Raw genomic sequence first — 26,916 nt, 5'->3', positions numbered from 1 at the left:
CCTGCGATAGCGATCAATCAGGCGACCCGATACCCCGGCCGAACAATCTTCATGCTCAACGCACAGGTCAAAACAAACGGCACCACCATCGCGATGACCATCCCAATCACAAAACTTGGGATGTACTGCGGAATGATCGAGATAAACCCAGGCAACCCACCGACGCCGATGGCCGACGCCTGCACCTTGTTCAGCGACAGGAAAATACTGCCCAGCGCCGAACCCAGCAGCGCGGCGTAGAACGGAAACTTGAAGCGCAGGTTTACCCCGAACATCGCCGGTTCCGTGATGCCGAAGTACGCGGAAATCGCCGAAGTGGAGGCCATGCTTTTGTCCCGCGCATTGCGGGTCATGTAGAACACGCCGAGTGCGGCGCTGCCCTGGGCCAGGTTGGACATGACGATCATCGGCCAGATAAACGTCCCGCCCTGGGTAGAGATGAGCTGCAGGTCCACGGCGAGGAACATGTGGTGCATGCCGGTGATCACCAGCGGTGCATACAGTAGGCCGAAAATCGCCCCGCCCAGCATCGGCGCCAGGTCGAACAGGGTGACCACGCCTTCGGTGATCAGGATGCCGAGGTGACGGGTCACCGGGCCGATGATCGCCAGCGCCAACACGCCGGTGACGACGATGGTAGTAATGGGCACGACCAACAGTTGAATCGCATTGGGCACTCGCGCCCGCAGCCATTTCTCGATCACGCTCATCACATAAGCCGCCATCAGGATCGGCAGGATCTGCCCCTGGTAGCCGACTTTTTCGATCTTGAACCAGCCGAAGATATCGAAGTACGGCAGGCTCTGGCCGTCGAGCCCCGCCACGGCCTTGCCGTAGTTCCAGGCATTAAGCAGGTCCGGGTGCACCAGCATCAGCCCCAGCACGATGCCGAGAATTTCGCTGCCGCCAAAACGCTTGGCCGCCGACCAACCTACCAACGCCGGCAAGAACACAAACGAAGTGTTGGCCATCAGGTTGATCAGGCTCCACAGGCCATCCAGGTTCGGATACGCCTCCAGCAGCGTCTTGCCCTCGATGAACATGCCCTTGGCACCCATCAGGTTGTTCACGCCCATCAACAGGCCGGCGATGATCAGCGCAGGCAGGATCGGCATGAACACATCGGAGAACACCCGTACCAGGCGCTGCATGGCGTTGGTCTTGTCGGCACCCTTCTTCTTCACGTCGGCGATGGTGGCGGCGGCGAGGCCGGTTTGCTCGCGCAGGGCGGCGTAGACCTTCTCCACTTCGCCGGGGCCGATCACTACCTGGAACAGGCCGCCGGTAAAAAACGAACCCTTGACCAGATCGACCTGGTTCAGCGCGCTGCTGTTGACCAGGCTCGGGTCCTTGAGTGCCAGGCGCAGGCGGGTCACGCAGTGGGCGGCCTGCTCAAGGTTGTCGCTGCCCCCGAGGTACTCAAGGATCTCGCGGGCAATATTGGAATAGTCGTGGCTCATGCTTGGTTTCCACTTTGATTTTTTTATTTGAGGGCAGTCATTGGCAGCACGCCGAGGGCAAAAGTACTCGTCTGTACGAGTTAAAGCAACAACTCGTCTGTACGAGTTACAAAATGTTTATTTTTTGCTGGCCCTGCATCGCTACAAGCCGCATAAATCCAAGGGTCTAATGGACAAACCCCAGCCGACCCACTAAGGTTCCTGCCTTGAACGCGCAGTTCACCTTCACCAAGTCGGGCACAGAGCCATCCCCATGAGCAAATACAACCAGATCTATACGGATCTGCTTGCCAGCATCACCACTGAACGTCTGCAACGCGGCACGCGCCTTCCCTCCGAAACTGAATTGATGGACAGCTACCAGGCCAGCCGAGGCACTGTGCGCCGTGCTATCGAGCAGTTGCAGGAGCGCGGGTTTGCCCAGAAGATCCACGGCAAAGGCACCTTCGTTCTGTCCCCTAACCCGATTGAGTTCCAACTGGGCGGCATCGTCAGCTTCTACGAAACCCACGCCGACCTGGGCGACGACGTACGCACCGAAGTGGTCGAACTCACCCAATTCCCGTTGGAAGGCTCACTGCTGCAACACATCGAAGCCGAACCCGGCACGCTGATCACCCGCATCAAACGGGTACGGCGCATTGGCGGAAAACGCGTGATCCTCGACATCAACCACTTCGTCGCCGAGGTAATCCCAGGCCTGGACCAGGCGATTGCCGAGCAGTCGATCTACGCGTTTATCGAACAGACCCTGCAGCTACAAATCGCCTACGCCCAACGCACCATCGAAGCCCTGCCCCGCAGCAAAGACGACCAGGCGCACCTGGACCTCGACGGCCAAAGCCATGTGATCGTGGTGAGCAACCAGACGTTTTTGCAGGATGGGCGGCAGTTCGAGTACACCGAGTCGCGGCATACGTTGGATAAGTTTTATTTTTCGGATATTGCGCGGCGATGAAATCCGCGCGCTGGTTGGACGAGCGAACGGCTTGAGCACCGCGCGCGTATCAATCGATGGCGTAGCCCCGTCGCTGATCAAACTCCTGATATTTTCGGGAGATCGCAGGATCGTCTGAATGCCCCTCGACAGTATCCGTCGTCACTAAGCCATTCAGGCCAGGGACGGAATGAATAGCGGCTTCTGAGCTAGCCCTTCGCGTCAAAGTCCTTGAATGGGTCAAACTCGCTGCTTTTCCCTCAAGTAGTTGGCCAGTAGGTGAACCGCCTCCAGACCGGTGACTTTTTTCTCTTTCTTCAGCGCGATAACCCGGTTCTCAATGACGTCGGTGCGAACATCGTCTCCCGCCAATCTAGAAACACTTTCCGCCCATTCATCCGCGTAAGTCCTGACATAAGCGACCTGGCAAGAGTCCGCCAGATCCATCACGTAACGCCGTAGTCCAGACTTCGGAATGATCAAGGCTCCCGTTTTGGGATGACGTCGTACCGAGCTTTTCGCTTTTCTGGAAGATGTGAGCTCATTGACATAAACCACTGACCTTGCGCCGAGCGACAGCTTGCGACGAATTCGGCGACTACCTTTTACGCAGATTTTTGCGTCTTTTGAGGCAACTGAACGCCCGGATACAGATGAGCCGACCTGCACGGAAGCACTGACACCCAGTCGCTGAAACACCTCAACGGCAAGTGTTTCGAGGTCGGCCACAGGGGTAACAGCGCCTGTGTCAGGATTACGAGAAGCCTTCGCGTAATTGCCTATGCCCACAGGCCTCCAGCATTGCGACCGCTCACAATGAGCAATGTCATCAGCTAGTACGCTCGATTTAGAACAGTAGAGTAGCTTTGATTTATTTCGATTATTGGCAAGCTCGGGAGTTTCTCCAAGCCTTCCAGACTTGAAGTAGCGTTTGTAAGGGGTCAGTAGGAGCGAAGGCACGGTGCCGAGGGCGCTTAAGCGTCCCCTGCCCTTCTGGCGAAGCAGTTCGTTACGGTTGATATGCTTAGCGACCTGACAAACAGATTCAACCCTACGTAGAATGCCGGCGTGGCTATGGAACACCTTCCTTCTAACCTCCTATGACCTAGGGGTTTCGCTCTCCACACTGCGCCTGCTTCTTGCAGGCGTTTTTACACCTGCTGTAGAACGCTGCTGCAGCTCATCCGCGACGGTGGCCAAGGGAGAAAACCAAGCATGAATCAGGAGTTATTCCTGCGTCGTCGTAGCAAAGTTCACGTACCGATGGGCACTGGCGGAGCTACACATGCTCAGGTTGCGTCAGCTGTCCGGGAAGTTGCGGCGTTCCGATGCGTACTATCAGAGCCTCTGATTGAACAAATCGGTAGGTTGTCAGCGATAGAGCTCAAGTGCTGGCTGCGCGAAATTGTCGGAGTCCTTCGGCGGGAGACGGGTGCTCACGTGCACTACTCGCCGCTTTATCCTGACTTCCCAGAGCAGGTTCTGGCGGCCTCAGAGGCGCAGTTGTACCTTAACGCCGTCATGCACTACCTCACGCTTCGACGCTTACCACCGTCTGAACACTCTCGACCTGCGATGCTTGAAGGTAACTTCATATCCCGTGTTATCGAACCGGGAAGTGTCTCTGAGTTCGAGTCACTGCTCGAGCAACTGGTTTCATCGCGCAGCTCGCTTTCCGAAGAGGAAACTGCCGATGTCATCTGGTTTATCCGGCGTTACAAAGACGATGTATTCCGCCTGCTGCCTGATGCCGTCCCGTTCCGGGAGATCCGCGCACAGGTTGGCAGCGCACTTATCCTGCATGTACCCGGCGATGCACGAGTGAACGCATTCCTGGAGCATAACGTCGAAACGGCGACTGACGTGCTACGGCTCGCCGTAGCACTGAATGGAGGAGACGTATCGCTGGCGACCGCTTCGACGCGTTTCACAGCGATGAAGCGCTCAATGCGCCGTCTGCTGTTGCGGTTACTCGAGCCCATACCCAACGCTGTAGAGGACGTGATGCGCCATGCTGAGCGTTGGAAACGACTGGCTGAAGTGCTGCATCCAGGCGACTACGCCGATAAATACCCAAGAGCGCTAGCCGCCATCACGGCAGCGCGTCGTAACGAAGCGCCAGCTTCATTTGGATCGCGTGTCGAAACATTGTTTGCCCAGCGTCACATCGCCACACTTACGCCCCTGCTACAAAGCCGTCCTGGTGAGTTCGCACGACGGCTGGATGCGACCCTGCGGCGCTCCATGGAACCAGAGGCTGTTCTCGACGCGTTCGAGGCGGTTGCGGCACAAGTCTCCTCACCTGTCCTGCTGCAGTTGCTGGCCCAGGTTAGTGCTCCGCGCCCCCTACCTCTGCGGGCCTTCACACCGAAAGGATCATTGGCAAAAGTCTATGGCATCAAGGATCGGCGCGAACCTCTTACACCCGACGTGTTGGCGCGTGCAGCCCAAATCTGCGAGGACGCTCTCGTAACGCGTTTTGCGTTACTGCCGCCACTGGGCCGCTGCTTTATCGATCCGACATTACGTGAATACAGAGTGCCGCTGGCGCAGCGTGCTTCATCAAAATCGCTACGTACGCTAGTGCGCGGCAGTCGGTTGCCGATGCCCGACACACGCTTCATTCGCCTGTTCCTGTGGTGGAAGAACGGCGGTGGGCGCACGGACATTGACTTGTCCGCCGCTTTTTTCGACACCAACTTCGTATTCAGAGAAGCGGTTGCGTACTACAACCTTAAGGGTTACGGCGGCTACCACAGTGGCGATATCGTGGACGCGCCCAAAGGGGCTTCGGAGTTCATCGATCTTGACCTTGATGTCCTCGTTGAGAAGGGTATTCGCTATGTCGTCACGTCGATCAACTCATTCACCGAGCAGCCTTACTGCGATCTTCCAGAATGCTTCGCTGGCTGGATGGCCCGCGCCGACACGGCTTCGGGTGAAGTATTCGAACCTAAATCCGTGTTCGACCGTATTGATATCGCATCTGACACCGTTATCTGTCTGCCATTCGTGATGGACTTGCAGGAGCGACGCATGATTTGGGCTGATCTGGGGCTCACTTCATCTCCGCGGTGGAACAACGTCGAGAACAACCTCGGCGGGGTATCGTTGATGCTGCGAGCCTTGATACATACGCCAAGACCGGATTTGGAGACGCTGTTCGATTTACACGTTCGAGCGCGGGGACAACGCGTGGCTTCACCGCAGCAGGCGCAGACGGTGTTTGCGGCTGATCAAGGGATAACACCGTTTGATACGGATTTGATTCGATCGCAGTTTCTCTGATACCTGCGCCAACCTGTGCCGTTCGTTGAAAACGTCAATGTTTTACTTTTCGGATATCGCGCTCTGGTAAGGCCAAACAGAGATCAAATGTGGGAGCTGGCTTGCCTGCGATGCAGACGCCTGGGTATCAAGCCATACCGAGGTGATGCCATCGCAGGCAAGCCAGCTCCCACAATTAGGTCGGTTGTGTTTGATTTACTTTATTCCAAAATACAAAAACCCGGCACTTGGCCGGGGTTTTGTTGTTCAGCGTTCACCTACTACTGCAGGATCATTCCCACTCAATCGTCGCCGGCGGCTTGCTCGACACGTCATAAGTAACGCGCGAGATGCCTTCGATTTCATTGATGATACGGCCGCTGACAGTTTCCAGCAGTTCGTACGGCAGGTGTGCCCAACGAGCGGTCATGAAGTCGATGGTTTCTACGGCACGCAGGGCCACGACCCACGCGTAACGACGGCCATCGCCTACCACGCCAACGGATTTCACCGGCTGGAACACGACGAATGCCTGGCTGACTTTGTGGTACCAGTCGGCCTTGCGCAGTTCTTCGATGAAGATGTGGTCGGCGCGACGCAGCAGGTCGGCGTATTCCTTCTTCACTTCACCCAGGATACGCACGCCCAGGCCCGGGCCTGGGAATGGGTGGCGGTAGACCATGTCGTACGGCAGGCCCAGTTCCAGGCCCAGACGGCGGACTTCGTCCTTGAACAGTTCGCGCAGCGGTTCTACCAGCTTGAGGTTCATTTCCTCAGGCAGGCCACCCACGTTGTGGTGGGACTTGATCACGTGGGCCTTGCCGCTCTTGGCGCCAGCCGACTCGATCACGTCAGGGTAGATGGTGCCCTGGGCGAGGTACTTGATGTTGTCCAGTTTGTTGGACTGGGCATCGAATACGTCGATGAAGGTGCGACCGATGATCTTGCGCTTCTTCTCTGGGTCGGACTCGCCGGCCAGGTTGTTGAGGAACTGGTCCTCGGCGTTGGCGCGGATCACCTTGACGCCCATGTTCTCGGCGAACATGGCCATCACTTGCTCACCTTCGTGCAGACGCAGCAGGCCGTTGTCGACGAAGACGCAGGTCAGTTGGTCGCCGATGGCTTTGTGCAGCAGGGCTGCAACCACGGAGGAGTCAACGCCGCCGGACAAGCCCAGCAGTACGTTGTCGGTGCCCACTTGAGCACGGACTTGAGCAATAGCGTCCTCAGCGATTTTCGACGGGGTCCACAGGGCTTCACACTCGCAGATGTCGAGGATGAAGCGCGACAGGATGCGGCCGCCTTGCTTGGTGTGGGTCACTTCCGGGTGGAACTGCACGCCGTAGTAGCGACGCTCGTCGCTGAACATACCGGCGATCGGGCAGCTCGGGGTGCTGGCCAGGATGTGGAAGTCTTCCGGCATCTTGGTGACCTTGTCACCGTGGCTCATCCACACGTCGAGGCCGAACAGGCCGTCGGCGTCGACGTGGTCTTCGATGCCGTCCAGCAGGCGGCTCTTGCCGACCACGTCTACACGGGCATAACCGAATTCACGCAGCTCGGAACCTTCAACCTTGCCGCCCAGTTGCTCGGCCATGGTCTGCATGCCGTAGCAAATACCGAAGACGGGCACGCCCAGGTCAAATACGGCTTGCGGGCAGCGCGGGCTGTTGGCTTCGTGCACGGACTCGGGGCCACCGGCGAGGATGACGCCTTTTGGTGCGAATTCGCGGATCGCTTCGTCGTCCATGTCGAACGGATGCAGTTCGCAGTACACGCCGATTTCACGCACGCGGCGGGCGATCAGCTGGGTGTACTGGGAACCGAAGTCGAGGATCAGGATGCGGTGGGCGTGAATGTCGAGGGCCATGAAGTCAGTCTCGTCTAATGAATCAGAAACAACTCGGGGCTGAAAGAACAGCCCCGGTTACTTAACGTTTTGCTGGAAGCATCAACCTACGCGGTAGTTTGGCGCTTCCTTGGTGATCTGCACGTCGTGGACATGGGATTCAGCCATGCCGGCGCCGGTGATCCGTACGAACTCTGGCTTGGTGCGCATTTCTTCGATGTCGGCGCTGCCGGTGTAGCCCATCGAGGAACGCAGGCCGCCCATCAGTTGATGGATGATCGCGCTCAGGGTGCCTTTGTAAGGTACACGGCCTTCGATGCCTTCCGGAACGAGCTTCTCGGCACCTGCCGAGGAGTCTTGGAAGTAACGGTCGGAAGAGCCCTGCGCCTGGGACATGGCGCCCAGCGAACCCATGCCACGGTAAGCCTTGTAGGAACGGCCCTGGAACAGTTCGATCTCGCCTGGCGCTTCTTCGGTACCGGCGAACATCGAGCCCATCATCACGCAGGAGGCACCGGCGACGATGGCCTTGGACAGGTCACCGGAGAAACGGATGCCGCCGTCGGCGATCAACGGAACGCCCGTGCCTTCAAGGGCAGCGGCGACGTTGGCGATGGCGCTGATTTGCGGCACGCCCACACCGGCGACGATACGGGTGGTGCAGATCGAGCCTGGGCCGATACCGACCTTGACCGCATCCGCGCCCGCTTCGGCCAGGGCCTTGGCAGCTGCGCCGGTGGCGATGTTGCCGCCGATCACTTGCACTTCAGGGAAGTTCTGTTTGACCCAACGCACGCGGTCGATCACGCCTTTGGAGTGACCGTGGGCAGTGTCGACCACCACCACGTCAACGCCGGCAGCAACCAGGGCCGAAACGCGGTCACCGGTGTCTTTACCGGTACCAACGGCAGCGCCAACGCGCAGACGACCTTGGTCATCCTTGCTGGCGAGCGGGTAAGCCTTGGCTTTTTCGATGTCGTTGACGGTCATCATGCCTTTGAGGGCGAATTTGTCGTCGACGATCAGCACGCGTTCGATACGGTGCTTGTGCAGCAGCTCGCGCACATCGTTCTTGTCGGCGCCTTCCTTGACAGTGACTAGGCGCTCTTTCGGCGTCATCACTTCACGGACGGTGACTTCAAGACGGTTTTCGAAACGCACGTCACGGGAAGTGACGATGCCAACCAGGTCGCCATCGTGCAGCACAGGAACACCGGAGATGTTGTGCAGGCGGGTCAGGTCGAACAGGTCACGCACGGTAGCGTCGGCTTCGATAGTGATGGGGTCTTTGACCACACCGGCTTCGTAACGCTTGACCTTGCGCACTTCGGCAGCTTGCTGCTCGATGGTCATGTTCTTGTGGATGATGCCGATGCCGCCTTCCTGAGCCATGGCAATTGCCAAGCGGGCTTCAGTGACGGTGTCCATGGCAGCGGAAACAAGGGGAATATTCAGCTCGATGCCACGGGTTAGGCGGGTCTTGAGACTGACTTCGTTAGGAAGCACCTCGGAATAACCGGGCACTAGGAGAATGTCGTCGAATGTCAGAGCTTCTTGGCTGATACGCAGCATCGCGGGGGCTCCCGAGCGGGAAAATGGAAGCGCGCCATTATATACATGCACCCTGCCGGGCTCAATGTAAAACTCTGACAAACTTGGTAATACTGATAGAAGGGTTACAACTCGACTTTGACCCAACTCATCTTCTGATCCAGCCAATCGGCAAATTCGTCGATAAAGCTCTGCTTGAACCCCGCCTCCGCCCAGTTGTTGAAAATGAATCCCAGGTTGGAAAACCCGCATTCCTGCAGGAAAAGAAACCCGTTGATGTCATCTTCATGCCCACACAGCGGGCAGGTGAAGTTGTCGGTGTGGCCGGGCATCCAGTCTTCCAGGCTTTCGAACAACGCCTCGCCGACTTCCTTGCGGCATTCCGGGCAACCGGCTTCTTCGAGAAAGCCCTTGGCTGGGGTGTAGATGCAGCGTTTGTAGATGATCTCCAGGCCATTGACCGGCTCATTGAACGGCAACGCTTGCGGGTGCAGCACTACGGCGCGGGCGCCATCGGCCAGCGCATAGCCCATGCGATTGCCGGTGCGGCCGCAGGTGGTCAGTTCTTCCTTGATGATGTTCTTGCGCACCAGCCAACGCACGATCGCCCGGGCGCGGGGTTCGTGAACGGGCAAGGTGGAGATTTTCGGGACAAGGATGCTTTGGGAGTTCATGGGAGTCCTGCGGTGTGGCCACTGGCGCCATCGCGGGCAAGCCCGGCTCCCACAGAGGAACGCATTCCAAATGTGGGAGCGGGCTTGCTCGCGAAGAGGCCCTAAAGGCAGGCAGCTTAATCCCTGCCCCACTCAGGTCAAGTACTCAAATACCGCCCAATCAACGCAATGCCACTTGCCAGCACCAACCACGTCACCAACCGCACAAACGCCTCCCGCGACAGGCGCATGGTCAGCCGGCGCCCACACCACAAGCCCAGCGCCATCGCCGGCAACAGGCACACCGCCAGCATCAACAACGGCAATTCCGCATACACCCCGGCGATCAGAAACAGGCTCAGGCGCACCACCGTGCTGCAACTGATCAACGCGCTTTGGGTGGCTCGGGCCGCGTCTTTGGGTAAACGGCTATTGAGGTAGATCGCATATAAAAAGCCACCGCTGCCAAACAGCGCCCCAAACAACCCACCGACGGTGCCCATGGGAATCGACCAGCCCGCCGCCAATTGTGTCGGCAGGGCTTTGACCGCCAGGCTGTAGACCGCATAGGCGCTGATAAACAGCCCCATCAACAGCAGCAACAAATCCGAATGCAGATTGAGCAAAAACACCACGCCCAATGTGCAACCGATGGCCATGCACGGCAGCAAGCGCAGTAACTCCGGCTTATTGACGTCTCGGCGCGACTGCAGCAGGTTGCCGAACGCCGCGACAAAATCCAGCAGCACCAGCAGCGGAATGATCTTCGACAACGGCATGAACAGGATCAGCACCGGGCCCGCCACCAGCGCCGTGCCAAAACCTGCGATGCCGAACACAATGTAAGCCACTACCACGCCCAGGCCGATCACCAGCCAATCCACACTGCCAAACGACCACTGGCTCATCAGCTCAAGCGGGCTCATGGGTTATTCCTTGAAAGAGATGACCTTCACTTTAGCCATCGACGAGGGTTGCGACTAATATCTTCAAAGCCCTCCACCCATCTCGAAAAGGCATGACGCGTGATTTCCACTCGCCAACTGCGTTACTTCGTCGAAATCGCCGACAGTGGCAGCTTCAGCGCCGCCGCCGAGCGTTTGTTTGTCGCGCAATCCGCTTTGAGCCGACAGATCAAAGAGCTGGAAACCCAGCTGCAAACCCCGCTATTTGAACGCACCGCGCGCCAGCCCCGGCTGACGACCGCCGGTGAGGCGTTTTACCCACGGGCGAGGAACCTGTTGAGTGAACTGCTCAAGGCCAGCGAGATGACCACTCAAATCGGCAACGGCCAACTCGGCACCCTGAGGTTGAGCCACTCAAGCACCGTGCCAATGAGCGGACCGCTGTTGCAAGGCATCAGCACCTGGCTGGAGCGCTGCCCTGGTGTGTCGATGGATATTGCCAAACTGTCCTCCGAAGCGCAGTTGGAAGAAATCGCTGACGGACGCCTGGACGTTGGGCTATTGCGCCTGCCGGTATTACGTCAGCGCGATGGTGTGCGAGTGGTGCCGCTATACAGTGAACAACTGTTGCTGGCAGTACCGCCGAATCATCCGCTGGCGACCAGCAATACGCCGATAGAACTGGAGCAACTCAAGGACGAAGCGTTTATCTCCATCCCTCACCCCCAACGCGGCGGCCTGAGTTATCTGTCAGCCGAGCTGTGCATGCGCGCGGGATTTTTCCCCAAGGCCGCACGGGTGATGTCGCGCAAGACCACCCAACTGCAACTGATCCAGGCAGGCTTCGGTATTGCCTTGTTACCAAAATCCATGCAGGACATTTCCCCCGCCAGTGTGCGTTTTTTACCCCTGGCGGACCCGGACTGCCTCAGCACCGTGGCCCTGGCCTGCCAGCAAACGCCAAGTGCGCTGGTGGAGCAATTCTGCCAAACCCTGCACGAATGCCTATAAACTGCCGCCCATGATTAAAGATCCTTTTGCCCGTCTGGGCCTGGACCGCGAAGTCCTGACTGTCAGCCAGCTCAACGGCCGTGCGCGGGTGTTGCTGGAAGACGTGTTCACCAATATCTGGGTCGAAGGCGAGATCTCCAACCTCGCCCGCCCGGCTTCCGGCCACGTGTATTTCACCCTCAAGGACAGCGGTGCCCAGGTGCGTTGCGCACTGTTCCGCAATAACGCCGCGCGGGTGCGCCAAGCGTTGAAGGATGGCTTGGCGGTGAAAGTGCGCGGCAAGGTCTCGCTGTTCGAGGGCCGTGGCGACTACCAGTTGATCCTCGACACAGTGGAGCCCGCCGGCGACGGCGCGCTACGCATGGCCTTCGATGCGCTGAAGGAAAAGCTCAGCGCCGAAGGTTTGTTCAGTGCCGAACGCAAGGTGCCGCTGCCGGCCCATCCTCGTCGCATTGGCATCATCAGTTCGCCGACGGGCGCCGTTATCCGCGACATCATCAGTGTGTTCCGCCGACGTGCGCCAAACGTTGAACTGACGCTGATCCCCACCGCCGTGCAAGGCCGCGAAGCCATCCCGCAAATTGTGCGAGCACTGAAACTCGCGGATGCGCGCGGCTTTGATGCATTGATCCTGGCCCGTGGCGGCGGCTCATTGGAAGACCTCTGGTGCTTCAACGAAGAAGCCGTGGCCCGTGCGGTGGACGCCTGTGTCACGCCGATCGTGAGTGCCGTCGGCCATGAAACCGACGTATCCATCAGCGATTTCGTCGCCGACGTGCGCGCGCCTACCCCCTCCGCCGCAGCTGAATTGCTCGCGCCAGACGCCAGCCACTTGGTACGTCAAGTGGAAAACCTGCATCGCCGCCTGGTGATGCTGATGCGCAACCGCCTGACCCATGACCGTCTGCGCCTGGAAGGCATGGCCCGTCGCTTGCGTCACCCCGGCGAGCGCCTGCGCCAGCAAGCCCAGCGCCTGGATGACCTGGACATGCGCCTGCGCCGGGCCTTCGAACGCAGCCTCAATACCCGTCGCGAGCGCCTGATCCGCTTGGACACCCGCCTCGCCGGCCAGCACCCTGGTCGCCAATTGGCCCTGCTGCGCCAACGCCTGGACAGCCTTGCCGAACGGTTGCCCCGCGCCATGCGCGAAGGCCTCAAGGCGCGCCGCTTGCAACTGCAAAGCCAGGTGCAGACGTTGCAGGTGGTGAGCCCACTGGCGACCTTGGGCCGTGGCTACAGCATCCTGCTGGACGAGCGTGGCCAGGCGATCCGCAATGCCGCGCAAACCCACACCGGCCAGCGCCTGACCGCGCGCCTCGGTGAAGGCCAATTGCAAGTGCGGGTGGAAGACAACCACCTGACACCCGTCACCCTTTCGTTATTGGATTGATTGATGCCACGTTTATTTAGCCTGTTGATGCTGCTGTGCCTCGCCTTTAATGCCCACGCCGACAGCTACATCACCCGCACTTTGAACAAGCCGGTGCCAGGCGGTGTTGCCGTGGTCGAACTGGGCCCATCGGCGGCGGCGCCGAAAGCCACTTACCAAGGCAAGCCGGTACTGGTGGTGAAAGAGCAGGAGAATTGGTTGGCGATTGTCGGTATTCCGCTGACGGTCAAGCCGGGCAACGAGCGCATCAGCAGCGGCAGCCGTAGCCTGCCGTTTATCGTCGGCTACAAGAAGTACCCGGAACAACACATCACTTTGAAGAATAAAAGCCAGGTCAACCCCGACCCGGCGCAGCTCAAGCGCATCGAGGCGGAGTTGGCGGTGCAGCTCAAGGCCTACCGCAGTTTCAGCCCAAACCTGCCGAGCAATCTGGTGCTGGATAAACCGGTGAACGGGCCATTGTCGAGCAAGTTCGGCGTGCGTCGTTTCTTCAACGGTGAAGAACGCAACCCGCACTCGGGCCTGGACTTCGCCGTGCCGGCCGGCACGCCGATCAAGACGCCAGCCAACGGCAAGGTGATTCTGGTGGGTAACTACTTCTTCAATGGCAACACCGTGTTCGTCGACCACGGCCAGGGCTTTATCAGCATGTTCTGCCATATGTCGAAGATCGATGTGAAAGTCGGCGATCAACTCACACGCGGCGCAGTAGTTGGCAAGGTCGGTTCAACAGGCCGCGCCACCGGGCCGCACATGCATTGGAACATAAGCCTCAACGATGCGCGGGTCGATCCGGCAATCTTTATTGGCGCGTTCCAGCCGTGATGCGCTCGATTGCGCGCTCGATAATGGGCGCGCAATTAAAACCAACCCAGCACTTATCTCTTAGCATAAAATCTCGTTTCATACACACATAGCAGAACTTCTCTCAATTTTTCTCGACAGCTTGCCATCTTTCACCCCGGCGGTTAGGGTTGGGCTTATGAAAACCTCTCACACCCTCATTCAGCTTCGCCAGCACCGCAGCCTGTGCCTCGTCAGCGCACGACTGCCAGGCTGAATCGATCTGCCTCGTCCCCGTTTTATCCCCAACAATAGTTCCACGGCAGGCCGCCTCTTTTCGGCCCCAAAACAAAGGATTTCCCGATGAGCATGCTCAAAGACCCGTCTTCGAAGTACCGCGCGTTCCCGACCATCGATATCCCGGATCGCACCTGGCCTTCGAAAACCATCACCACCGCGCCGATCTGGTGCAGCTCCGACCTGCGTGATGGCAACCAGTCGCTGATCGAGCCAATGGATGCGGTGAAAAAGCTGCGTTTCTGGAAGACGCTGGTCGCCGTGGGCGTGAAGGAAATCGAAGCGTCGTTCCCGGCGGCATCGCAAACCGACTTCGACTTTGTACGTACCCTGATCGAAGACGGTCACATCCCCGAGGACACCACCATCCAGGTGCTGACCCAGGGCCGCGAAGACCTGATCGCGCGCACATTCGAATCCCTGCGCGGTGCCAAGAAAGCCATCGTGCACTTGTACAACGCTACCTCACCGTCCTTCCGCCGCATCGTATTCAATCAGGACAAGGACGGCATCAAGGCCATCGCGGTCAACGCGGCCAAGCTGTTCGTCAAATATGCTGCCCAGCAGCCGGAAACCCAGTGGACCTTCGAATACTCTCCTGAGACTTTCAGCGCCACTGAGCTGGAGTTCGCCAAGGAAGTCTGTGACGCAGTGATCGAGGTGTGGAACCCGACGCCTGAGCACAAGATGATCCTCAACCTGCCAGCCACCGTTGAGTGCGCCACGCCGAACATCTATGCCGACCAGATCGAATGGTTCGGTCGCCATATCAACCGTCGTGACAGCGTGATCATCAGCCTGCACACCCACAACGACCGTGGCACCGGCGTAGCAGCGACCGAACTTGGCCTGATGGCCGGCGCAGACCGCGTCGAAGGCTGCCTGTTCGGCAACGGCGAGCGTACCGGTAACGTCGACCTGGTGACCGTGGCACTGAACATGTACACCCAGGGCCTGGACCCACAACTGGACTTCTCCGACATCGACGGCGTGCGCAAAGTCGTCGAGGAGTGCAACCAGATTCAGGTTCATCCACGTCACCCGTATGTAGGCGACCTGGTACACACCGCGTTCTCCGGCTCCCACCAAGACGCGATCCGCAAGGGTTTCTCCCAGCAGAAAGACGACGCCCTGTGGGAAGTGCCGTACCTGCCGATCGACCCGGCCGACATCGGTCGCAGCTACGAAGCGGTAATCCGTGTGAACAGCCAGTCCGGCAAAGGTGGTATTGCCTACCTGCTGGAGCAGGAATACGACATCAGCTTGCCGCGCCGCATGCAGATCGAATTCAGCCAGGTGGTACAGGCTGAAACCGATCGCGTCGGCCTTGAGATGACCGCACCGCAGATCTACGCCTTGCTGCAGCGTGAATACCTGCAAGCCAACACCCCGTACGCGCTGGTCAGCCATCGTTTGCAGGAAGAGAACGGCAACAGCTTTGTCGAGGTTGAAGTCTCTGGCAAGGGCCAAGGCGAAACCAACCTGCACTGGAAAGGCAAAGGCAACGGCGCACTGGAGGCCCTGGTGGCCGGCCTGCCGATTGGCGTGGAGATCATGGACTACAACGAACATGCGATTGGCGCGGGTACCAACGCCAAGGCAGCGGCTTACATTGAGCTGCGCGTGAACGGTGAGCGTCCGGTGCATGGTGTGGGTATTGATGAAAACATCACTACTGCCAGCTTCAAGGCACTGTTCAGCGCGCTGAATCGCTCGCTGAGCCAGCAGGAAGCCAAAGCGGCCTAACTACTGCTGAAATGCTAAAGGCCCCTGGGTGCGAGTCCAGGGGCCTTTTTATTTGAGGGGTGTGGTGATAGTTCTGGCCTCTTCGCGAGCAAGCCCGCTCCCACATTCGGCCGCATTCCTACAGACAGAATGCGGTCGAATGTGGGAGCGGGCTTGCTTGCGAATGCAGTCTGTCAGACAAACTGAAAAGTATCGGCATCCAGATTCGCCGGAAACCGCGTGCGATACGCCGCCAACTCCGCCGCATCCAGGCACACCTGGAACACCCCGTCCGCCTCCCCTGCACTCAGCAACGTCTCACCCTGAAAGTCCAGCACCTGGCTGTCACCGGTGTAGGCAAAGCCCTTGCCGTCCGTGCCAACCCGGTTCACCGCGGCCACGTAACACAGATTCTCGATGGCTCGCGCAGGCAGCAGGCGGTTCCAGTGCAGGCGCCGCGCACCGGGCCAGTTGGCGGTGTACAGCAGCAGGTCGGTGTCTTGGGCATCACGACTCCACACCGGGAAGCGCAGGTCGTAGCAAATCAGCGGGCGTATGCGCCAGCCCTTCAACTCGAACTGCACCTGGCGCTCGCCCGGTGTGTAGTGATTATGTTCACCAGCCATGCGGAAAAGGTGGCGCTTATCGTAGTGCAACACCTCGCCATCAGGCCGCGCCCACAGCAGGCGGTTGCGATGGCTGCCGTCGGCGGCCTGGATGATCACGCTGCCGGTGATCACCGCGTTGTACTTGGCGGCTTGAGCCTTGAGCCAGTGATGAGTCGGACCGTGTTCCGGCTCGGCAAGGGTGGCCGACTCCATGGAGAAACCGGTGGTAAACATCTCCGGCAGTACAATCAGATCGGCGCCCTTGGCCTGCTCCAACAGCAGTTCAAAATGCTCAAGGTTAGCCTGGCGGTCGTGCCAGGCCAGACTGGTCTGGACCAGAGCGATATTCAGGTTCGGCAGCGCACTCAGATCACGCATAGTTTTTCAGCTGCTTGTTGCAGCGTCTCCTCGCGTTTGGCAAAGCACAGGCGCACCAGGCGCTGGCCTTGGGGTGGGGTCTGGTAGAACACCGAGACAGGAATGGTCGCCACGCCGTGTTCGCGGGTCATCCACAGGGACATGGCGACGTCATCCAGGTCCGGGCGAATCTGTGAGTAATCCACCAGTTGGAAGTAAGTGCCGGTCACACGGGTAAAGCTGAAACGCGACGGTGCCAGCAGGTCGCAGAACAGGTCACGCTTGGCCTGGTAGAAGGCCGGCAACTCATCCACATGCTCTGGGTGTTCGGCCATGAAGTCGGCCAAGGCGAATTGCAACGGCGTCACACCGCAAAAGTTGACGTATTGGTGCACCTTGCGGAGCTCGGCAGTAAGGGCCGGTGGCGCAACCACGTAGCCGGTTTTCCAGCCAGTGACGTGGTAAGTCTTGCCAAAGGAGCTGACGACGAACGCGCGTTGATACAGTTCTTCGTGGGCCAGCACGCTGACGTGGGGCACGCCGTCGAAGACCAGGTGCTCGTAGACTTCATCGCTGACCAGGTAGATATCACGGTCGCGGATCAACTCGGCCAACTGGTCCAATTCGGCGCGGCTGATCAAGGCGCCTGTGGGGTTGTGTGGGGTGTTGAGGATGATCATGCGTGTGCGCGGTGATAGCGCGGCCTTGATCTGCTCAAAGTCCAATGCAAAGCCTTGCAGGCTCAACTGCACGTGCACGCAACGCCCACCGGCCAACTCGACCGACGGCTCGTAGCTATCGTAGCTTGGGTCGAACACGATGACTTCATCGCCACTGCGGATCACGGCCTGGATCGCACAGAAGATCGCGGCAGTGGCGCCTGGGGTTATGGTCACTTCGCTATCGGCGTTGACCGTCGCACCATAGCTGCGGGCGATCTTGCCCGCCACCTGCTGACGCAGGGCGGGCAGGCCGGTCATCGGCGAATATTGGTTGTGCCCGCTGGCGACGTGCTTGCCCACCGCATCGAGCAAGCCTTGGGGGCCATTGAAGTCCGGGAAACCCTGGGACAGGTTGAGCGCGCCAGTCTCGGCGGCAAGTTGCGACATCGTGGTGAAAATGGTCGTGCCGACATTCGGCAGCTTGCTGGTGATCATCAAAAGGCCCCTGCAGGTGAGCCTCAAGTTTTAAGCTGCAAGCTGCAAGCAGGTCAAGCGACAAACTACCGCGCACAAAAAAGGGCTCCAAAGGAGCCCTTTTTTGCAGCCTGTAGCTTACAACTTGAAGCGGCTGTTATTTCTTGTCGCGGCGCTTCTTGTCGGCCTTCTTGTGGTGAGTCATCAAACGACGCTTCTTGTTCACCTGACGGTCAGTCAATGTGTTCTTGTTGCCTTCGTACGGGTTCTCACCGCCCTTGAACTCAATACGGATCGGCGTACCGACCAGTTTCAAGACACGGCGATAGGTGTTTTCCAGGTAACGCACGTAGGACTTCGGCACCTTCTCGATCTGGTTACCGTGGATCACGATAATCGGCGGGTTGGCACCACCCAAGTGGGCGTAACGCAGCTTGATCCGGCGGTTGTTGACCATTGGCGGCGCGTGCTCGCCAACAGCGTCTTCCAGGATCTGGGTCAGGCGGTTGGTCGGCCAGCGGGTCACCGCGGACTTGAACGAGTTCTGTACGGACGCGTAGAGGTTGCCCACGCCAGTACCGTGCAGTGCCGAGATAAAGTGGATATCAGCGAACTCGACGAAGAACAGGCGACGCTGCAGCTCGATCTTGACGAAGTCGCGCTCGCTCGGCGTCATGCCGTCCCACTTGTTGATCGCGATGACCAGTGCCCGACCGGCCTCCAGGGCAAAGCCCAGCAGGTTGAGGTCGTGGTCCACCACGCCTTCGCGGGCGTCCATCACGAAGATCACCACGTTGGCGTCTTTGATCGCTTGCAGGGTCTTGACCACCGAGAACTTTTCAACTTCCTCGTGGATCTTGCCGCGCTTGCGCACACCGGCGGTGTCAATCAGTGTGTACTTCTCGTCGTTACGCTCAAACGGGATGTAAATACTGTCGCGGGTGGTGCCGGGCTGGTCGTACACGATGACGCGGTCTTCACCGAGCATACGGTTGACCAAGGTCGACTTGCCGACGTTCGGACGGCCGATAATGGCGATCTTGATACCGTCTTTTTCGCTCGGGCCAGGAATGCGCTTGGCTTCCTCACCTTCGGCGACAATTTCCTCTTCGCCCTCTTCTTCCTCAGCATCATCCTTAGGGAAATCGCGCAGGGCGACTTCCAGCATCTGAGTGATACCGCGACCGTGGGCACCGGCGATCGGGATCGCGTCGCCCAGGCCCATCGGGCTGAATTCGGCACGGGCCTGCTCAGGATCGATATTATCGATCTTGTTGGCGATCAAATAGGAACGCTTGTTGCGCTTGCGCAGGTGCTCGCCAATCATCTGGTCGGCGGCGGTGTAGCCCGCACGGGCGTCCACCAGGAACAACACGACATCGGCTTCTTCAATGGCGAGCAGCGACTGCTCGGCCATCTTTTCGTCCATGCCATGCTCGTCACCGGAGATACCACCGGTGTCGACAATAATGTAGGAGCGCCCTTGCCACTTTGCCTCACCGTATTGGCGATCACGGGTCAGACCGGACAAGTCGCCGACGATGGCGTCGCGAGTCCTGGTCAGGCGGTTGAACAAGGTGGACTTGCCGACGTTAGGTCGGCCCACCAGGGCGATTACGGGAACCATGCGGCTCTCCACTTCGTTATTTCAGAAAATACAAAAGCCGCTGCAGGGCAGCGGCTGGTGCTCGGGGCAGCATAATCAAATGCCGCATGCCCCGCCGAAGCGGGGCCGCCTGGGTGTTACCCCAAGCATAGTTCTTACTTGATGGTCAGGGCTTCCAGCTTGCCGCTGTTGCCAAACACATAAAGCATGTTACCCACGACCAGCGGACGAGCGCGCAGGCCGTCGCTGTCGATACGTTCGCGACCGACAAAGCGACCGTCTACCTGGCTCAGCAGATGCAGGTAGCCTTCGAAGTCGCCCACCGCTACGTAGCTGGAGAACACTTCCGGTGCCGACAGCTGACGGCGAGCCAGGGAGTCGTTGCTCCACAGTGCAGTGGTGGAACGCTCGTCGACACTTTCAACGGTGCCGGACGCCAGGCTTACGTAGACGCTGCCAAACCCTTGGGCGACACCGGCGTAGCTGGAAGCATCACGCTGCCAGTTCACACGGCCACTCTGCAGGTCCAGTGCCGCTACACGGCCCTGGTAAGTGGCAACGTAGATGGTTTCACCGGACAGCAGCAGGCCGCCGTCGATGTCCACTACGCGGTCCAGTTCGGAACGACCTTGCGGGATAGCCACACGGGTTTCCCAGGCCGGCACGCCGTTCTGGGTATCGAGGGCGACCACTTTACCGGTCGACAGACCTGCAACGGCCAGATTGTTGGTCACAATCGGACCACTGGTACCGCGCAAGGTCAGCACCGCCGGGGTGTTGTCGTACAGCCAACGCTGGTTGCCGGTGCTGGCATCGAGGCCGATCAGGCGGTCATCCTGCGTCTGCACAACGACAACATCGCCGTTGGTAGCAGGTGCTGCGAGGACTTCACTGGTCACGCGAGCGCGCCATTTTTCCTCACCGGTGCTGGAGTCCAGTGCCACGACTTCGCCCTTGAGCGTACCGATCAGCACCAGGCCATAACCGACACCCACACCACCGGAAACCGGCAGTTCGAGGTCTTTCTTCCACTTGACGTCGCCGTTCATGCGATCCATGGCAACGATCACGCCGGTGGAGTCAGTGGCCACGATGTTGTCGCCGTCGATTGCCGGCTGCAACAGGTTGTAGAGGTCGCCCTGACCATCACCGATGGAGCGGCTCCACTGCTTCTGCAGGACCACTTCTTCCTTGAAGCTGGTCAGCTCCGCAGGAGGCAGTTCTTTTTTACTGTTGCTGCTGCAACCCGCGGCCAGAACGGCCAGAGCCAGCAATGCTGCATGTTTCCAACGGATCACGTCACGCATCCCCTTTGGCCAAGTCGTCCAGCTTGATTTGTAAGCCACCGACCGCCGCTTCATCAGACAGCGCCGCCTTGGCTTTTTGGTACGCAGCATTGGCTTCGTCGGTACGACCCAATTGGACCAACAGGTCGCCCTTGAGCTCTTCGCGAGTGGCTACAAATGCCTTGTCAGCATCGCCGTCGAGCAGTTTGAGTGCCTCGTCAGCCTTGTTCTGTGCGGCGAGTACCTGAGCCAGGCGCTGACGTGCGATTTCACCCAGGGTTGGGTTGGTCGGTTTGTCGGCGATAGCCTTCAGTTCCGCAGCGGCGTCATCCAGCTTGCCGGTATCGACCGCGACTTTCGCGACGAACAGGCTGCCGTATTGGGCGTAGGTGCTACCGCCGAATTCGTTTTTCAGCTTGCCGGCCAGGTCTGCGACCTGAGCAGGATCAGGCTTGCCGTCCGGGGTCAGCGTGGTTTCCAGCAATTGCTGATACAGGATCGAGGCGCCCTGGGATTGGTTGGCCTGATACTTGTGCCAGGCTTGCCAGCCGAACACCACCACTAAAGCCAGCAGGCCGCCGGTAACCAGGGGTTTGCCGTTACGCTGCCACCAGTCCTTGAACTCGGCCAACTGCTCATCATCAGTACTCGACACCCCAATACTCCTTAATCGCTAAATTCGGCTGTTCGACAGCTTCAACCCTGCACGACGCAGGTGGCCAAGTGCGCAGCGAGCGCATCAAAGGCAATGTTCTGTTGCTCGCCCTGGCCACGCAGGGGTTTGAAACCTATCACTTGCTGGGCCAGTTCGTCATCGCCGAGGATCAGTGCGTACAGCGCACCGCTCTTGTCGGCCTTCTTGAACTGGCTCTTGAAACTGCCGGCGCCGGCATTGACCTGCAGGCGCAGGTTCGGCAACTCATCACGTACTTTTTCGCTGAGGGCCAAGGCTGCCAGTTCGGCGGCCTCGCCAAAGGCGCAGAGGTACACATCGACTTGACGGGAAATTTCTTCCGGGACTTGCTCCAGGGTTTCCAGCAGCAAGATCAGCCGCTCGATACCCATGGCAAAACCTACGCCGGTGGTCGGCTTGCCGCCCATCTGTTCGACCAGGCCGTCGTAGCGGCCACCCGCACACACAGTGCCTTGGGCGCCAAGTTTGTCGGTGACCCACTCGAACACAGTCTTGCTGTAGTAATCGAGACCGCGCACCAGCTTGGTGTTGATCACGAACGGAATACCGGCCGCATCCAGACGAGCCTTGAGGCCTTCGAAGTGAATGCGCGATTCGTCGTCCAGGTAATCGGCCATTTTCGGCGCGTTGACCAGGACGGCCTGAGTGTCGGCGTTCTTGGTATCCAGTACACGCAACGGGTTGGTTTTCAGACGGCGCTGGCTGTCTTCGTCCAATTTGTCGAGGTGGGCCGACAGGTACTCGACCAGGGCTACCTTGTAGCGGCCGCGAGATTCGCTGGTGCCCAGGCTGTTGAGCTCAAGCTTGACCGCGTCGCGGATGCCCAGCAGCCCCCACAGGCGCCAGGTCAGCACGATCAGTTCGGCGTCGATATCCGGACCGTCGATGTTGAACACTTCCAGGCCGATCTGGTGGAACTGGCGATAGCGGCCTTTCTGGGGGCGCTCGTGGCGGAACATCGGGCCGATGTACCACAATTTCTGCGGTTGGCCAGCACCGGTGAGGCCATGCTCCAGCACGGCGCGCACGCACGCGGCGGTGCCTTCCGGACGCAGGGTCAGGGAGTCGCCGTTGCGGTCTTCAAAGGTGTACATCTCTTTTTCGACGATGTCTGTAACTTCACCGATGGAGCGCTTGAACAGCTCGGTGAACTCGACGATCGGCATGCGGATCTGCTTGTAACCGTAGTTATCCAGCAGGCGCGCGACAGTGCCTTCGAAATAACGCCACAGCGGCGTCTGCTCCGGCAGGATGTCGTTCATGCCACGAATGGCTTGCAGAGACTTGCTCACATCAAATCCTTAAATTCGTTCAATCAGCCGCGCGCGATCAGCGCTGCGTCAGCCGCGACCTTCTCGGCCGCTTTCTCGCGGATCAGTCTTTCGAGCTCATCCACCAGATTGTCATTCGTTAACTTCTGCGCCGGCTTGCCGTCGATGTAGATCAGGTTCGGTGTACCGCCAGTCAAGCCCACATGGGCTTCCTTGGCTTCGCCAGGCCCGTTGACCACACAACCGATCACCGCAACATCCAGCGGCACCAGCAGGTCTTCAAGGCGCAATTCCAGATCGTTCATGGTTTTCACCACGTCGAAGTTCTGCCGCGAGCAGCTCGGGCAGGCGATGAAATTGATACCACGGGAACGCAAACGCAGGGATTTGAGAATGTCGTAACCGACCTTCACTTCCTCTACGGGGTCTGCCGCCAGCGAGATGCGAATAGTATCGCCAATCCCTTCGGCGAGCAGCATACCGAGACCCACCGCAGATTTCACTGTGCCTGAGCGTAAACCGCCGGCTTCGGTGATGCCCAGGTGCAGCGGCTGCACGATTTCCTTGGCCAACAAGCGGTAGGCTTCTACGGCCATGAACACGTCGGAAGCCTTTACGCTGACCTTGAAGTCTTGGAAATTCAGGCGTTCAAGATGTTCTACATGGCGCAGTGCCGACTCAACCAGTGCGGCCGGAGTAGGTTCGCCGTATTTTTTTTGCAGGTCTTTTTCCAGGGAACCGGCGTTGACGCCGATACGGATTGGAATGCCGCGGTCACGGGCCGCGTCCACCACGGCGCGAACACGGTCTTCGCGACCGATGTTGCCCGGGTTGATACGCAGGCAGTCCACACCCAGTTCAGCGACGCGCAAGGCGATCTTGTAGTCAAAGTGAATGTCGGCAACCAACGGCACCTTGACCAGTTGCTTGATGCGGCCAAAGGCTTCTGCAGCGTCCATGTCCGGTACGGATACCCGCACGATGTCGACGCCAGCCGCTTCCAGACGATTGATCTGGGCGACAGTGGCGGCCACATCGTTGGTGTCGCTGTTGGTCATGCTCTGTACTGCGATGGGGGCATCACCACCCACAGGCACCGAGCCGACCCAGATCTTGCGCGATACGCGACGTTTGATTGGAGATTCGCCGTGCATGACTATTGTCCCAACTTCAGGCGAGCAGTCTCGCCACTGGTGAACGGCGCCACGTCCACAGGCTGGCCGTTGTAGGCCACTTGCGCGCCACGGGCAAAGCCCAGACGCAGCGTCAAAGGAGGCTTGCCGCCCTGGTCGAGCGTATCTCCCTTACGCTTCAGACCGCTAAACAGCACTTTGCCATTGCCATCGGTGACTTGCGTCCAGCAGTCAGCGATGAAGGTAATTTGCACGCGGCCATCACCGGCAATGAGTGCTGGGGTGGTAGGCGCAGAAATAGCAGGAGCAGCCGGTGCGGCTGGAGCAGGAGCCGGCACGGGTGCGGCGGGAACATGGGCTACCGGGGCAGTTGCTGGAGTGGCCGGTACCGCAGCGGTCGTGGACGGCGTAGTTTCCGGCGCAGGTTGTTCTACGGTGGCTGGCGCTTCTGGCGCGGCCTGGCCTTCGGCAACGGCTTGGTCTTCCGGCTCGTCCAGCGGGTGAATCTGGGTGGTGCCGTCGGCGCTTTCGACTTCGACGTGCTCCATGGCGTTGCTGGTCAGGTCCTTGGTGCGCTGGGAGGTCTGGTCTTGCCACCAGACGAAACCGCCGCCGATCACGGCGATCAGCAGCAGCAGGCTGACAATTCGCAAAATAGTGTGGGAAACACGCACAGGCTCTTCGATACGCCCCAAGCCATGGACATTGCTGCCCTGGGAGTCGGTACCGGTGAACTGATCAAATTCCTGGACCAGCACGGCCTGGTCGATGCCCAGCAATTTGGCGTAGGCGCGGATATAGCCGCGAGCAAAGGTATGCCCAGGCAGCTTATCGAACGCGCCGGCTTCCAGATTGGCCAGGGACGTGGTGGTCAAATTGAGCTTGAGGGCCACTTCTGCCAGCGACCAACCATTGCTTTCGCGGGCCTGGCGCAAGGTGTCGCCTGGGTTTACGCGATTAGCTGCTACAACTTCCGGGTGCGCCGCTTTCATCATTGCTCCGACAGGTATTGCTGATATTCCGGCGTACCGGGATAGAGTCGTTCGAGTTGCTGGCCAAAACGTGCGGCCGTGTCGCGTTCTTCATGAACCGTCGCCAGGCGCACACCGAGCAATAGACTACGTGCATTTTGCCCGCTGAGCAGGCTAAAACGCTCGTAATAGTCACGTGCCGGCACATAATGCCTGTCTTCGTAGGACAACTCAGCCATTTCGAGCAATGCCCGAGGCTGACGACCATTCATGTGCAGGGCTTTTTCCAGTTGCTTGCGTGCGCTGTCGCGCTGGCCGAGCCGCATCGAGGTCACCCCAAGGTTCTCGAATACACGGGAACGCTCAGGATAGAGGGTATCGGCGCTGGCTTGCTGGAAATAAAGGGCTGCCTGGTCATAACGTTTCTGCTCGAACAGGAAGCTGCCGTAGTTATTCAGCAGCCTCGGGTCTGCAGGCCGGGAGGCCAGTGCCTTGAGGAAATAGCGGTCAGCCAGTTCAGGCTCCACTTGTGCCTGGAACACCAGGGCCAGCGCGGCATTGGCATCCGCATTGTTGCTGTCGAGTTCAAGGGCCTTTTTCAACGGCACTTTGGCCTGCTCGCTCATGCCCTGTCGCAGGTAGCCCAAGCCCAGTTGCACATAGGCAACCCGCGCCTCGTCACGGCCTTTACTGGTTTGCAAAGGGTTGTCAGAACCCGATGAAACACAACCGGCCGCTAGACCGGTAACAAGCAAAAGCAGCGCAAGGCGCAAGGGCATAGAGATCCTCTCTCAGATTCGATTCACAGCGATTAGCGGCAAATCGTCGGCGGCGTTCAATTCGCGCCCGGCGATGTAACGTTCGCTGCGGCGGGTGCGGTCCATTACCTGCCCTACCAACTGGCCACAAGCGGCATCGATGTCTTCACCCCGCGTGGTGCGCACGGTGACGTTGTAGCCGGCTTGATGCAGTTGATCCTGGAAACGGCGGATGGCGTTGTTGCTCGGCCGCTCGTAGCCAGAATGTGGAAACGGGTTGAACGGGATCAGGTTGATCTTGCACGGAGTGTTCTTGAGCAACTCGATCATCTCAACCGCGTGCTCGACCTTGTCGTTGATGTCCTTGAGCAGGGTGTACTCAACGGTCAACACGCGTTTCTCGCCCAAGGTCGCCATGTAACGCTGGCAGGATTCGAGCAGCATCTTAAGCGGATACTTCTTGTTGATCGGCACCAATTGGTTACGCAATGCGTCATTGGGTGCGTGCAGCGACAACGCCAGGGAGACGTCGATGTGCTTGGCCAGCTCATCGATCATCGGTACCACGCCGGAGGTCGACAGGGTCACACGGCGTTTGGAGATGCCGTAGCCAAGGTCGTCCATCATCAAATGCATAGCAGAGATGACGTTGTCGAAGTTCAGCAGCGGCTCACCCATGCCCATCATCACCACGTTGGTGATGGCACGGTCGACGGTTGCCGGGACGCTGCCAAAGGATTTGTTGGCAATCCACACCTGGCCGATGACTTCGGCGGCGGTGAGGTTGCTATTGAAGCCTTGCTTGCCGGTGGAGCAGAAACTGCAATCCAGGGCACAGCCTGCCTGGGACGAAACGCACAAGGTGCCGCGTTTGCCCTGAGGGATGTACACGGTCTCGACACAGCTGCCGGACGCCACGCGCACTACCCACTTACGGGTACCGTCGCTGGAGATGTCCTCGCTGACCACTTCGGGACCACGGACCTCAGCAATGGCCTTGAGCTTGTCGCGCAGGGCCTTGCTGACGTTCGTCATGGCGTCGAAATCGTCGACGCCAAAGTGGTGAATCCATTTCATTACCTGACCGGCACGGAAACGCTTCTCCCCGATTGAGTCGAAGAATTTCTCCATTTCCGGCTGGGTCAGACCCAGCAGGTTGGTTTTAACAGTCGATGTAGTCATGGATTCACCCTCACTCTTTAAGCCAATGCTTAGCGAGCGGTTACTTCAGTAGCAGCGAAAAAGTACGAGATTTCGCGAGCAGCGGC

22 protein-coding genes are annotated in these 26,916 nt (G+C 59.1%); 6 read left to right on the top strand and 16 right to left on the bottom strand.

What is annotated here, in order from left to right; translation table 11 throughout:
- Positions 1-17 precede the first annotated feature (17 nt).
- Positions 18-1,460 (bottom strand): PTS system trehalose-specific EIIBC component, encoded by a 1,443-nt coding sequence (gene treP / locus CFE47_RS27755; RefSeq protein ID WP_286841925.1) that lies wholly within the window; start codon positions 1,458-1,460, stop codon positions 18-20.
- A gap of 253 nt (positions 1,461-1,713) precedes the next feature.
- On the opposite strand from treP, the gene treR reads away from it, so the two are divergent.
- On the top strand, positions 1,714-2,418 hold the full coding sequence (gene treR, locus CFE47_RS27750; RefSeq protein ID WP_185708164.1) for a trehalose operon repressor: 705 nt from the start codon (positions 1,714-1,716) through the stop codon (positions 2,416-2,418).
- Positions 2,419-2,637: 219 nt separating this feature from the next.
- On the opposite strand, the gene CFE47_RS27745 is transcribed toward treR, so the two are convergent.
- A complete protein-coding gene (locus CFE47_RS27745) occupies positions 2,638-3,126 on the bottom strand; it encodes a hypothetical protein (protein WP_286841922.1) in 489 nt (162 codons plus the stop codon).
- Positions 3,127-3,837: 711 nt separating this feature from the next.
- Between CFE47_RS27745 and CFE47_RS27740 the strand changes: the two genes are divergently transcribed.
- Positions 3,838-5,685: a TerD family protein gene (locus tag CFE47_RS27740; RefSeq protein ID WP_286841920.1), complete on the top strand. Its 1,848-nt coding sequence runs from the start codon at positions 3,838-3,840 to the stop codon at positions 5,683-5,685.
- Between the two features lie 271 nt (positions 5,686-5,956).
- On the opposite strand, the gene guaA is transcribed toward CFE47_RS27740, so the two are convergent.
- From guaA to CFE47_RS27720, 4 genes are all read right to left on the bottom strand, one after another.
- On the bottom strand, positions 5,957-7,534 hold the full coding sequence (gene guaA, locus CFE47_RS27735; protein WP_016977685.1) for a glutamine-hydrolyzing GMP synthase: 1,578 nt from the start codon (positions 7,532-7,534) through the stop codon (positions 5,957-5,959).
- Positions 7,535-7,615: 81 nt separating this feature from the next.
- Complete coding sequence (gene guaB / locus CFE47_RS27730; RefSeq protein WP_010207937.1) at positions 7,616-9,085, bottom strand: IMP dehydrogenase; 1,470 nt, start codon at positions 9,083-9,085, stop codon at positions 7,616-7,618.
- 104 nt (positions 9,086-9,189) lie between these two features.
- Positions 9,190-9,738 (bottom strand): sugar ABC transporter ATPase, encoded by a 549-nt coding sequence (locus tag CFE47_RS27725; protein WP_185708167.1) that lies wholly within the window; start codon positions 9,736-9,738, stop codon positions 9,190-9,192.
- Between the two features lie 137 nt (positions 9,739-9,875).
- On the bottom strand, positions 9,876-10,643 hold the full coding sequence (locus CFE47_RS27720) for a sulfite exporter TauE/SafE family protein (protein ID WP_286841915.1): 768 nt from the start codon (positions 10,641-10,643) through the stop codon (positions 9,876-9,878).
- Positions 10,644-10,742: 99 nt separating this feature from the next.
- Between CFE47_RS27720 and CFE47_RS27715 the strand changes: the two genes are divergently transcribed.
- The 4 genes from CFE47_RS27715 to leuA all read left to right on the top strand — a co-directional run bounded on the left by CFE47_RS27715 (position 10,743) and on the right by leuA (position 15,849).
- Positions 10,743-11,633 (top strand): LysR family transcriptional regulator, encoded by an 891-nt coding sequence (locus CFE47_RS27715; protein ID WP_286841913.1) that lies wholly within the window; start codon positions 10,743-10,745, stop codon positions 11,631-11,633.
- Between the two features lie 10 nt (positions 11,634-11,643).
- Positions 11,644-13,023 (top strand): exodeoxyribonuclease VII large subunit, encoded by a 1,380-nt coding sequence (xseA, locus tag CFE47_RS27710; RefSeq protein ID WP_286841911.1) that lies wholly within the window; start codon positions 11,644-11,646, stop codon positions 13,021-13,023.
- Between the two features lie 3 nt (positions 13,024-13,026).
- A complete protein-coding gene (locus tag CFE47_RS27705; protein ID WP_286841909.1) occupies positions 13,027-13,848 on the top strand; it encodes a peptidoglycan DD-metalloendopeptidase family protein in 822 nt (273 codons plus the stop codon).
- 321 nt (positions 13,849-14,169) lie between these two features.
- Positions 14,170-15,849: a 2-isopropylmalate synthase gene (gene leuA, locus CFE47_RS27700; protein ID WP_286841908.1), complete on the top strand. Its 1,680-nt coding sequence runs from the start codon at positions 14,170-14,172 to the stop codon at positions 15,847-15,849.
- A 173-nt stretch (positions 15,850-16,022) separates the two neighbouring features.
- Here leuA and CFE47_RS27695 read toward each other — a convergent pair whose 3' ends face one another.
- The 10 genes from CFE47_RS27695 to rlmN form a co-directional block, all read right to left on the bottom strand.
- Positions 16,023-16,814, bottom strand: a complete 792-nt coding sequence (locus CFE47_RS27695) for an amidohydrolase (RefSeq protein ID WP_185708175.1) — start codon at positions 16,812-16,814, stop codon at positions 16,023-16,025.
- Positions 16,802-17,950 (bottom strand): pyridoxal phosphate-dependent aminotransferase, encoded by a 1,149-nt coding sequence (locus CFE47_RS27690; protein WP_286841905.1) that lies wholly within the window; start codon positions 17,948-17,950, stop codon positions 16,802-16,804. Before CFE47_RS27690 ends, CFE47_RS27695 begins: the two co-directional genes overlap by 13 nt.
- A gap of 136 nt (positions 17,951-18,086) precedes the next feature.
- Positions 18,087-19,556, bottom strand: coding sequence for a ribosome biogenesis GTPase Der (gene der / locus CFE47_RS27685; RefSeq protein WP_003175948.1), 1,470 nt, complete (start codon positions 19,554-19,556; stop codon positions 18,087-18,089).
- Positions 19,557-19,690: 134 nt separating this feature from the next.
- Entirely contained in the window at positions 19,691-20,842 is a 1,152-nt protein-coding gene (bamB, locus tag CFE47_RS27680) for an outer membrane protein assembly factor BamB (protein WP_185708178.1), read from the bottom strand.
- Positions 20,835-21,476 carry a YfgM family protein gene (locus CFE47_RS27675; RefSeq protein WP_185708179.1) on the bottom strand — a complete coding sequence of 214 codons (642 nt, stop codon included), beginning with the start codon at positions 21,474-21,476 and terminating at the stop codon, positions 20,835-20,837. Before CFE47_RS27675 ends, bamB begins: the two co-directional genes overlap by 8 nt.
- Before the next feature lie 41 nt (positions 21,477-21,517).
- Positions 21,518-22,807 carry a histidine--tRNA ligase gene (hisS, locus tag CFE47_RS27670; protein WP_185708180.1) on the bottom strand — a complete coding sequence of 430 codons (1,290 nt, stop codon included), beginning with the start codon at positions 22,805-22,807 and terminating at the stop codon, positions 21,518-21,520.
- A gap of 23 nt (positions 22,808-22,830) precedes the next feature.
- Positions 22,831-23,940 (bottom strand): flavodoxin-dependent (E)-4-hydroxy-3-methylbut-2-enyl-diphosphate synthase, encoded by a 1,110-nt coding sequence (gene ispG, locus CFE47_RS27665; RefSeq protein WP_099585613.1) that lies wholly within the window; start codon positions 23,938-23,940, stop codon positions 22,831-22,833.
- Between the two features lie 2 nt (positions 23,941-23,942).
- Positions 23,943-24,911 (bottom strand): RodZ domain-containing protein, encoded by a 969-nt coding sequence (locus CFE47_RS27660; protein ID WP_286841898.1) that lies wholly within the window; start codon positions 24,909-24,911, stop codon positions 23,943-23,945.
- Positions 24,911-25,669 carry a type IV pilus biogenesis/stability protein PilW gene (gene pilW / locus CFE47_RS27655; RefSeq protein ID WP_286841896.1) on the bottom strand — a complete coding sequence of 253 codons (759 nt, stop codon included), beginning with the start codon at positions 25,667-25,669 and terminating at the stop codon, positions 24,911-24,913. The genes CFE47_RS27660 and pilW overlap by 1 nt, the downstream gene beginning before the upstream one ends.
- Before the next feature lie 12 nt (positions 25,670-25,681).
- A complete protein-coding gene (gene rlmN, locus CFE47_RS27650; protein WP_185708183.1) occupies positions 25,682-26,830 on the bottom strand; it encodes a dual-specificity RNA methyltransferase RlmN in 1,149 nt (382 codons plus the stop codon).
- Positions 26,831-26,916 lie beyond the last annotated feature (86 nt).

Source organism: Pseudomonas sp. PGPPP1, assembly GCF_002255865.1.
GTDB classification, from domain to species: Bacteria; Pseudomonadota; Gammaproteobacteria; order Pseudomonadales; family Pseudomonadaceae; genus Aquipseudomonas; species Aquipseudomonas cremoris.
Note: the sequence above shows the minus strand (reverse complement) of the source record. Positions and strands in the feature narration are given on the sequence as shown.

What these genes read in the sequence shown, in the direction of transcription:
- bamB (WP_185708178.1), bottom strand. Translation starts at nt 20,842, where the DNA reads ATGCGTGACGTGATCCGTTGGAAACATGCAGCATTGCTGGCTCTGGCC.
- CFE47_RS27720 (WP_286841915.1), bottom strand. Translation starts at nt 10,643, where the DNA reads ATGAGCCCGCTTGAGCTGATGAGCCAGTGGTCGTTTGGCAGTGTGGAT.
- treR (WP_185708164.1), top strand. Translation starts at nt 1,714, where the DNA reads ATGAGCAAATACAACCAGATCTATACGGATCTGCTTGCCAGCATCACC.
- CFE47_RS27695 (WP_185708175.1), bottom strand. Translation starts at nt 16,814, where the DNA reads ATGCGTGATCTGAGTGCGCTGCCGAACCTGAATATCGCTCTGGTCCAG.
- rlmN (WP_185708183.1), bottom strand. Translation starts at nt 26,830, where the DNA reads ATGACTACATCGACTGTTAAAACCAACCTGCTGGGTCTGACCCAGCCG.
- guaA (WP_016977685.1), bottom strand. Translation starts at nt 7,534, where the DNA reads ATGGCCCTCGACATTCACGCCCACCGCATCCTGATCCTCGACTTCGGT.
- CFE47_RS27725 (WP_185708167.1), bottom strand. Translation starts at nt 9,738, where the DNA reads ATGAACTCCCAAAGCATCCTTGTCCCGAAAATCTCCACCTTGCCCGTT.
- der (WP_003175948.1), bottom strand. Translation starts at nt 19,556, where the DNA reads ATGGTTCCCGTAATCGCCCTGGTGGGCCGACCTAACGTCGGCAAGTCC.
- pilW (WP_286841896.1), bottom strand. Translation starts at nt 25,669, where the DNA reads ATGCCCTTGCGCCTTGCGCTGCTTTTGCTTGTTACCGGTCTAGCGGCC.
- leuA (WP_286841908.1), top strand. Translation starts at nt 14,170, where the DNA reads ATGAGCATGCTCAAAGACCCGTCTTCGAAGTACCGCGCGTTCCCGACC.
- CFE47_RS27705 (WP_286841909.1), top strand. Translation starts at nt 13,027, where the DNA reads ATGCCACGTTTATTTAGCCTGTTGATGCTGCTGTGCCTCGCCTTTAAT.
- treP (WP_286841925.1), bottom strand. Translation starts at nt 1,460, where the DNA reads ATGAGCCACGACTATTCCAATATTGCCCGCGAGATCCTTGAGTACCTC.
- guaB (WP_010207937.1), bottom strand. Translation starts at nt 9,085, where the DNA reads ATGCTGCGTATCAGCCAAGAAGCTCTGACATTCGACGACATTCTCCTA.
- ispG (WP_099585613.1), bottom strand. Translation starts at nt 23,940, where the DNA reads ATGCACGGCGAATCTCCAATCAAACGTCGCGTATCGCGCAAGATCTGG.
- CFE47_RS27690 (WP_286841905.1), bottom strand. Translation starts at nt 17,950, where the DNA reads ATGATCACCAGCAAGCTGCCGAATGTCGGCACGACCATTTTCACCACG.
- xseA (WP_286841911.1), top strand. Translation starts at nt 11,644, where the DNA reads ATGATTAAAGATCCTTTTGCCCGTCTGGGCCTGGACCGCGAAGTCCTG.
- CFE47_RS27660 (WP_286841898.1), bottom strand. Translation starts at nt 24,911, where the DNA reads ATGAAAGCGGCGCACCCGGAAGTTGTAGCAGCTAATCGCGTAAACCCA.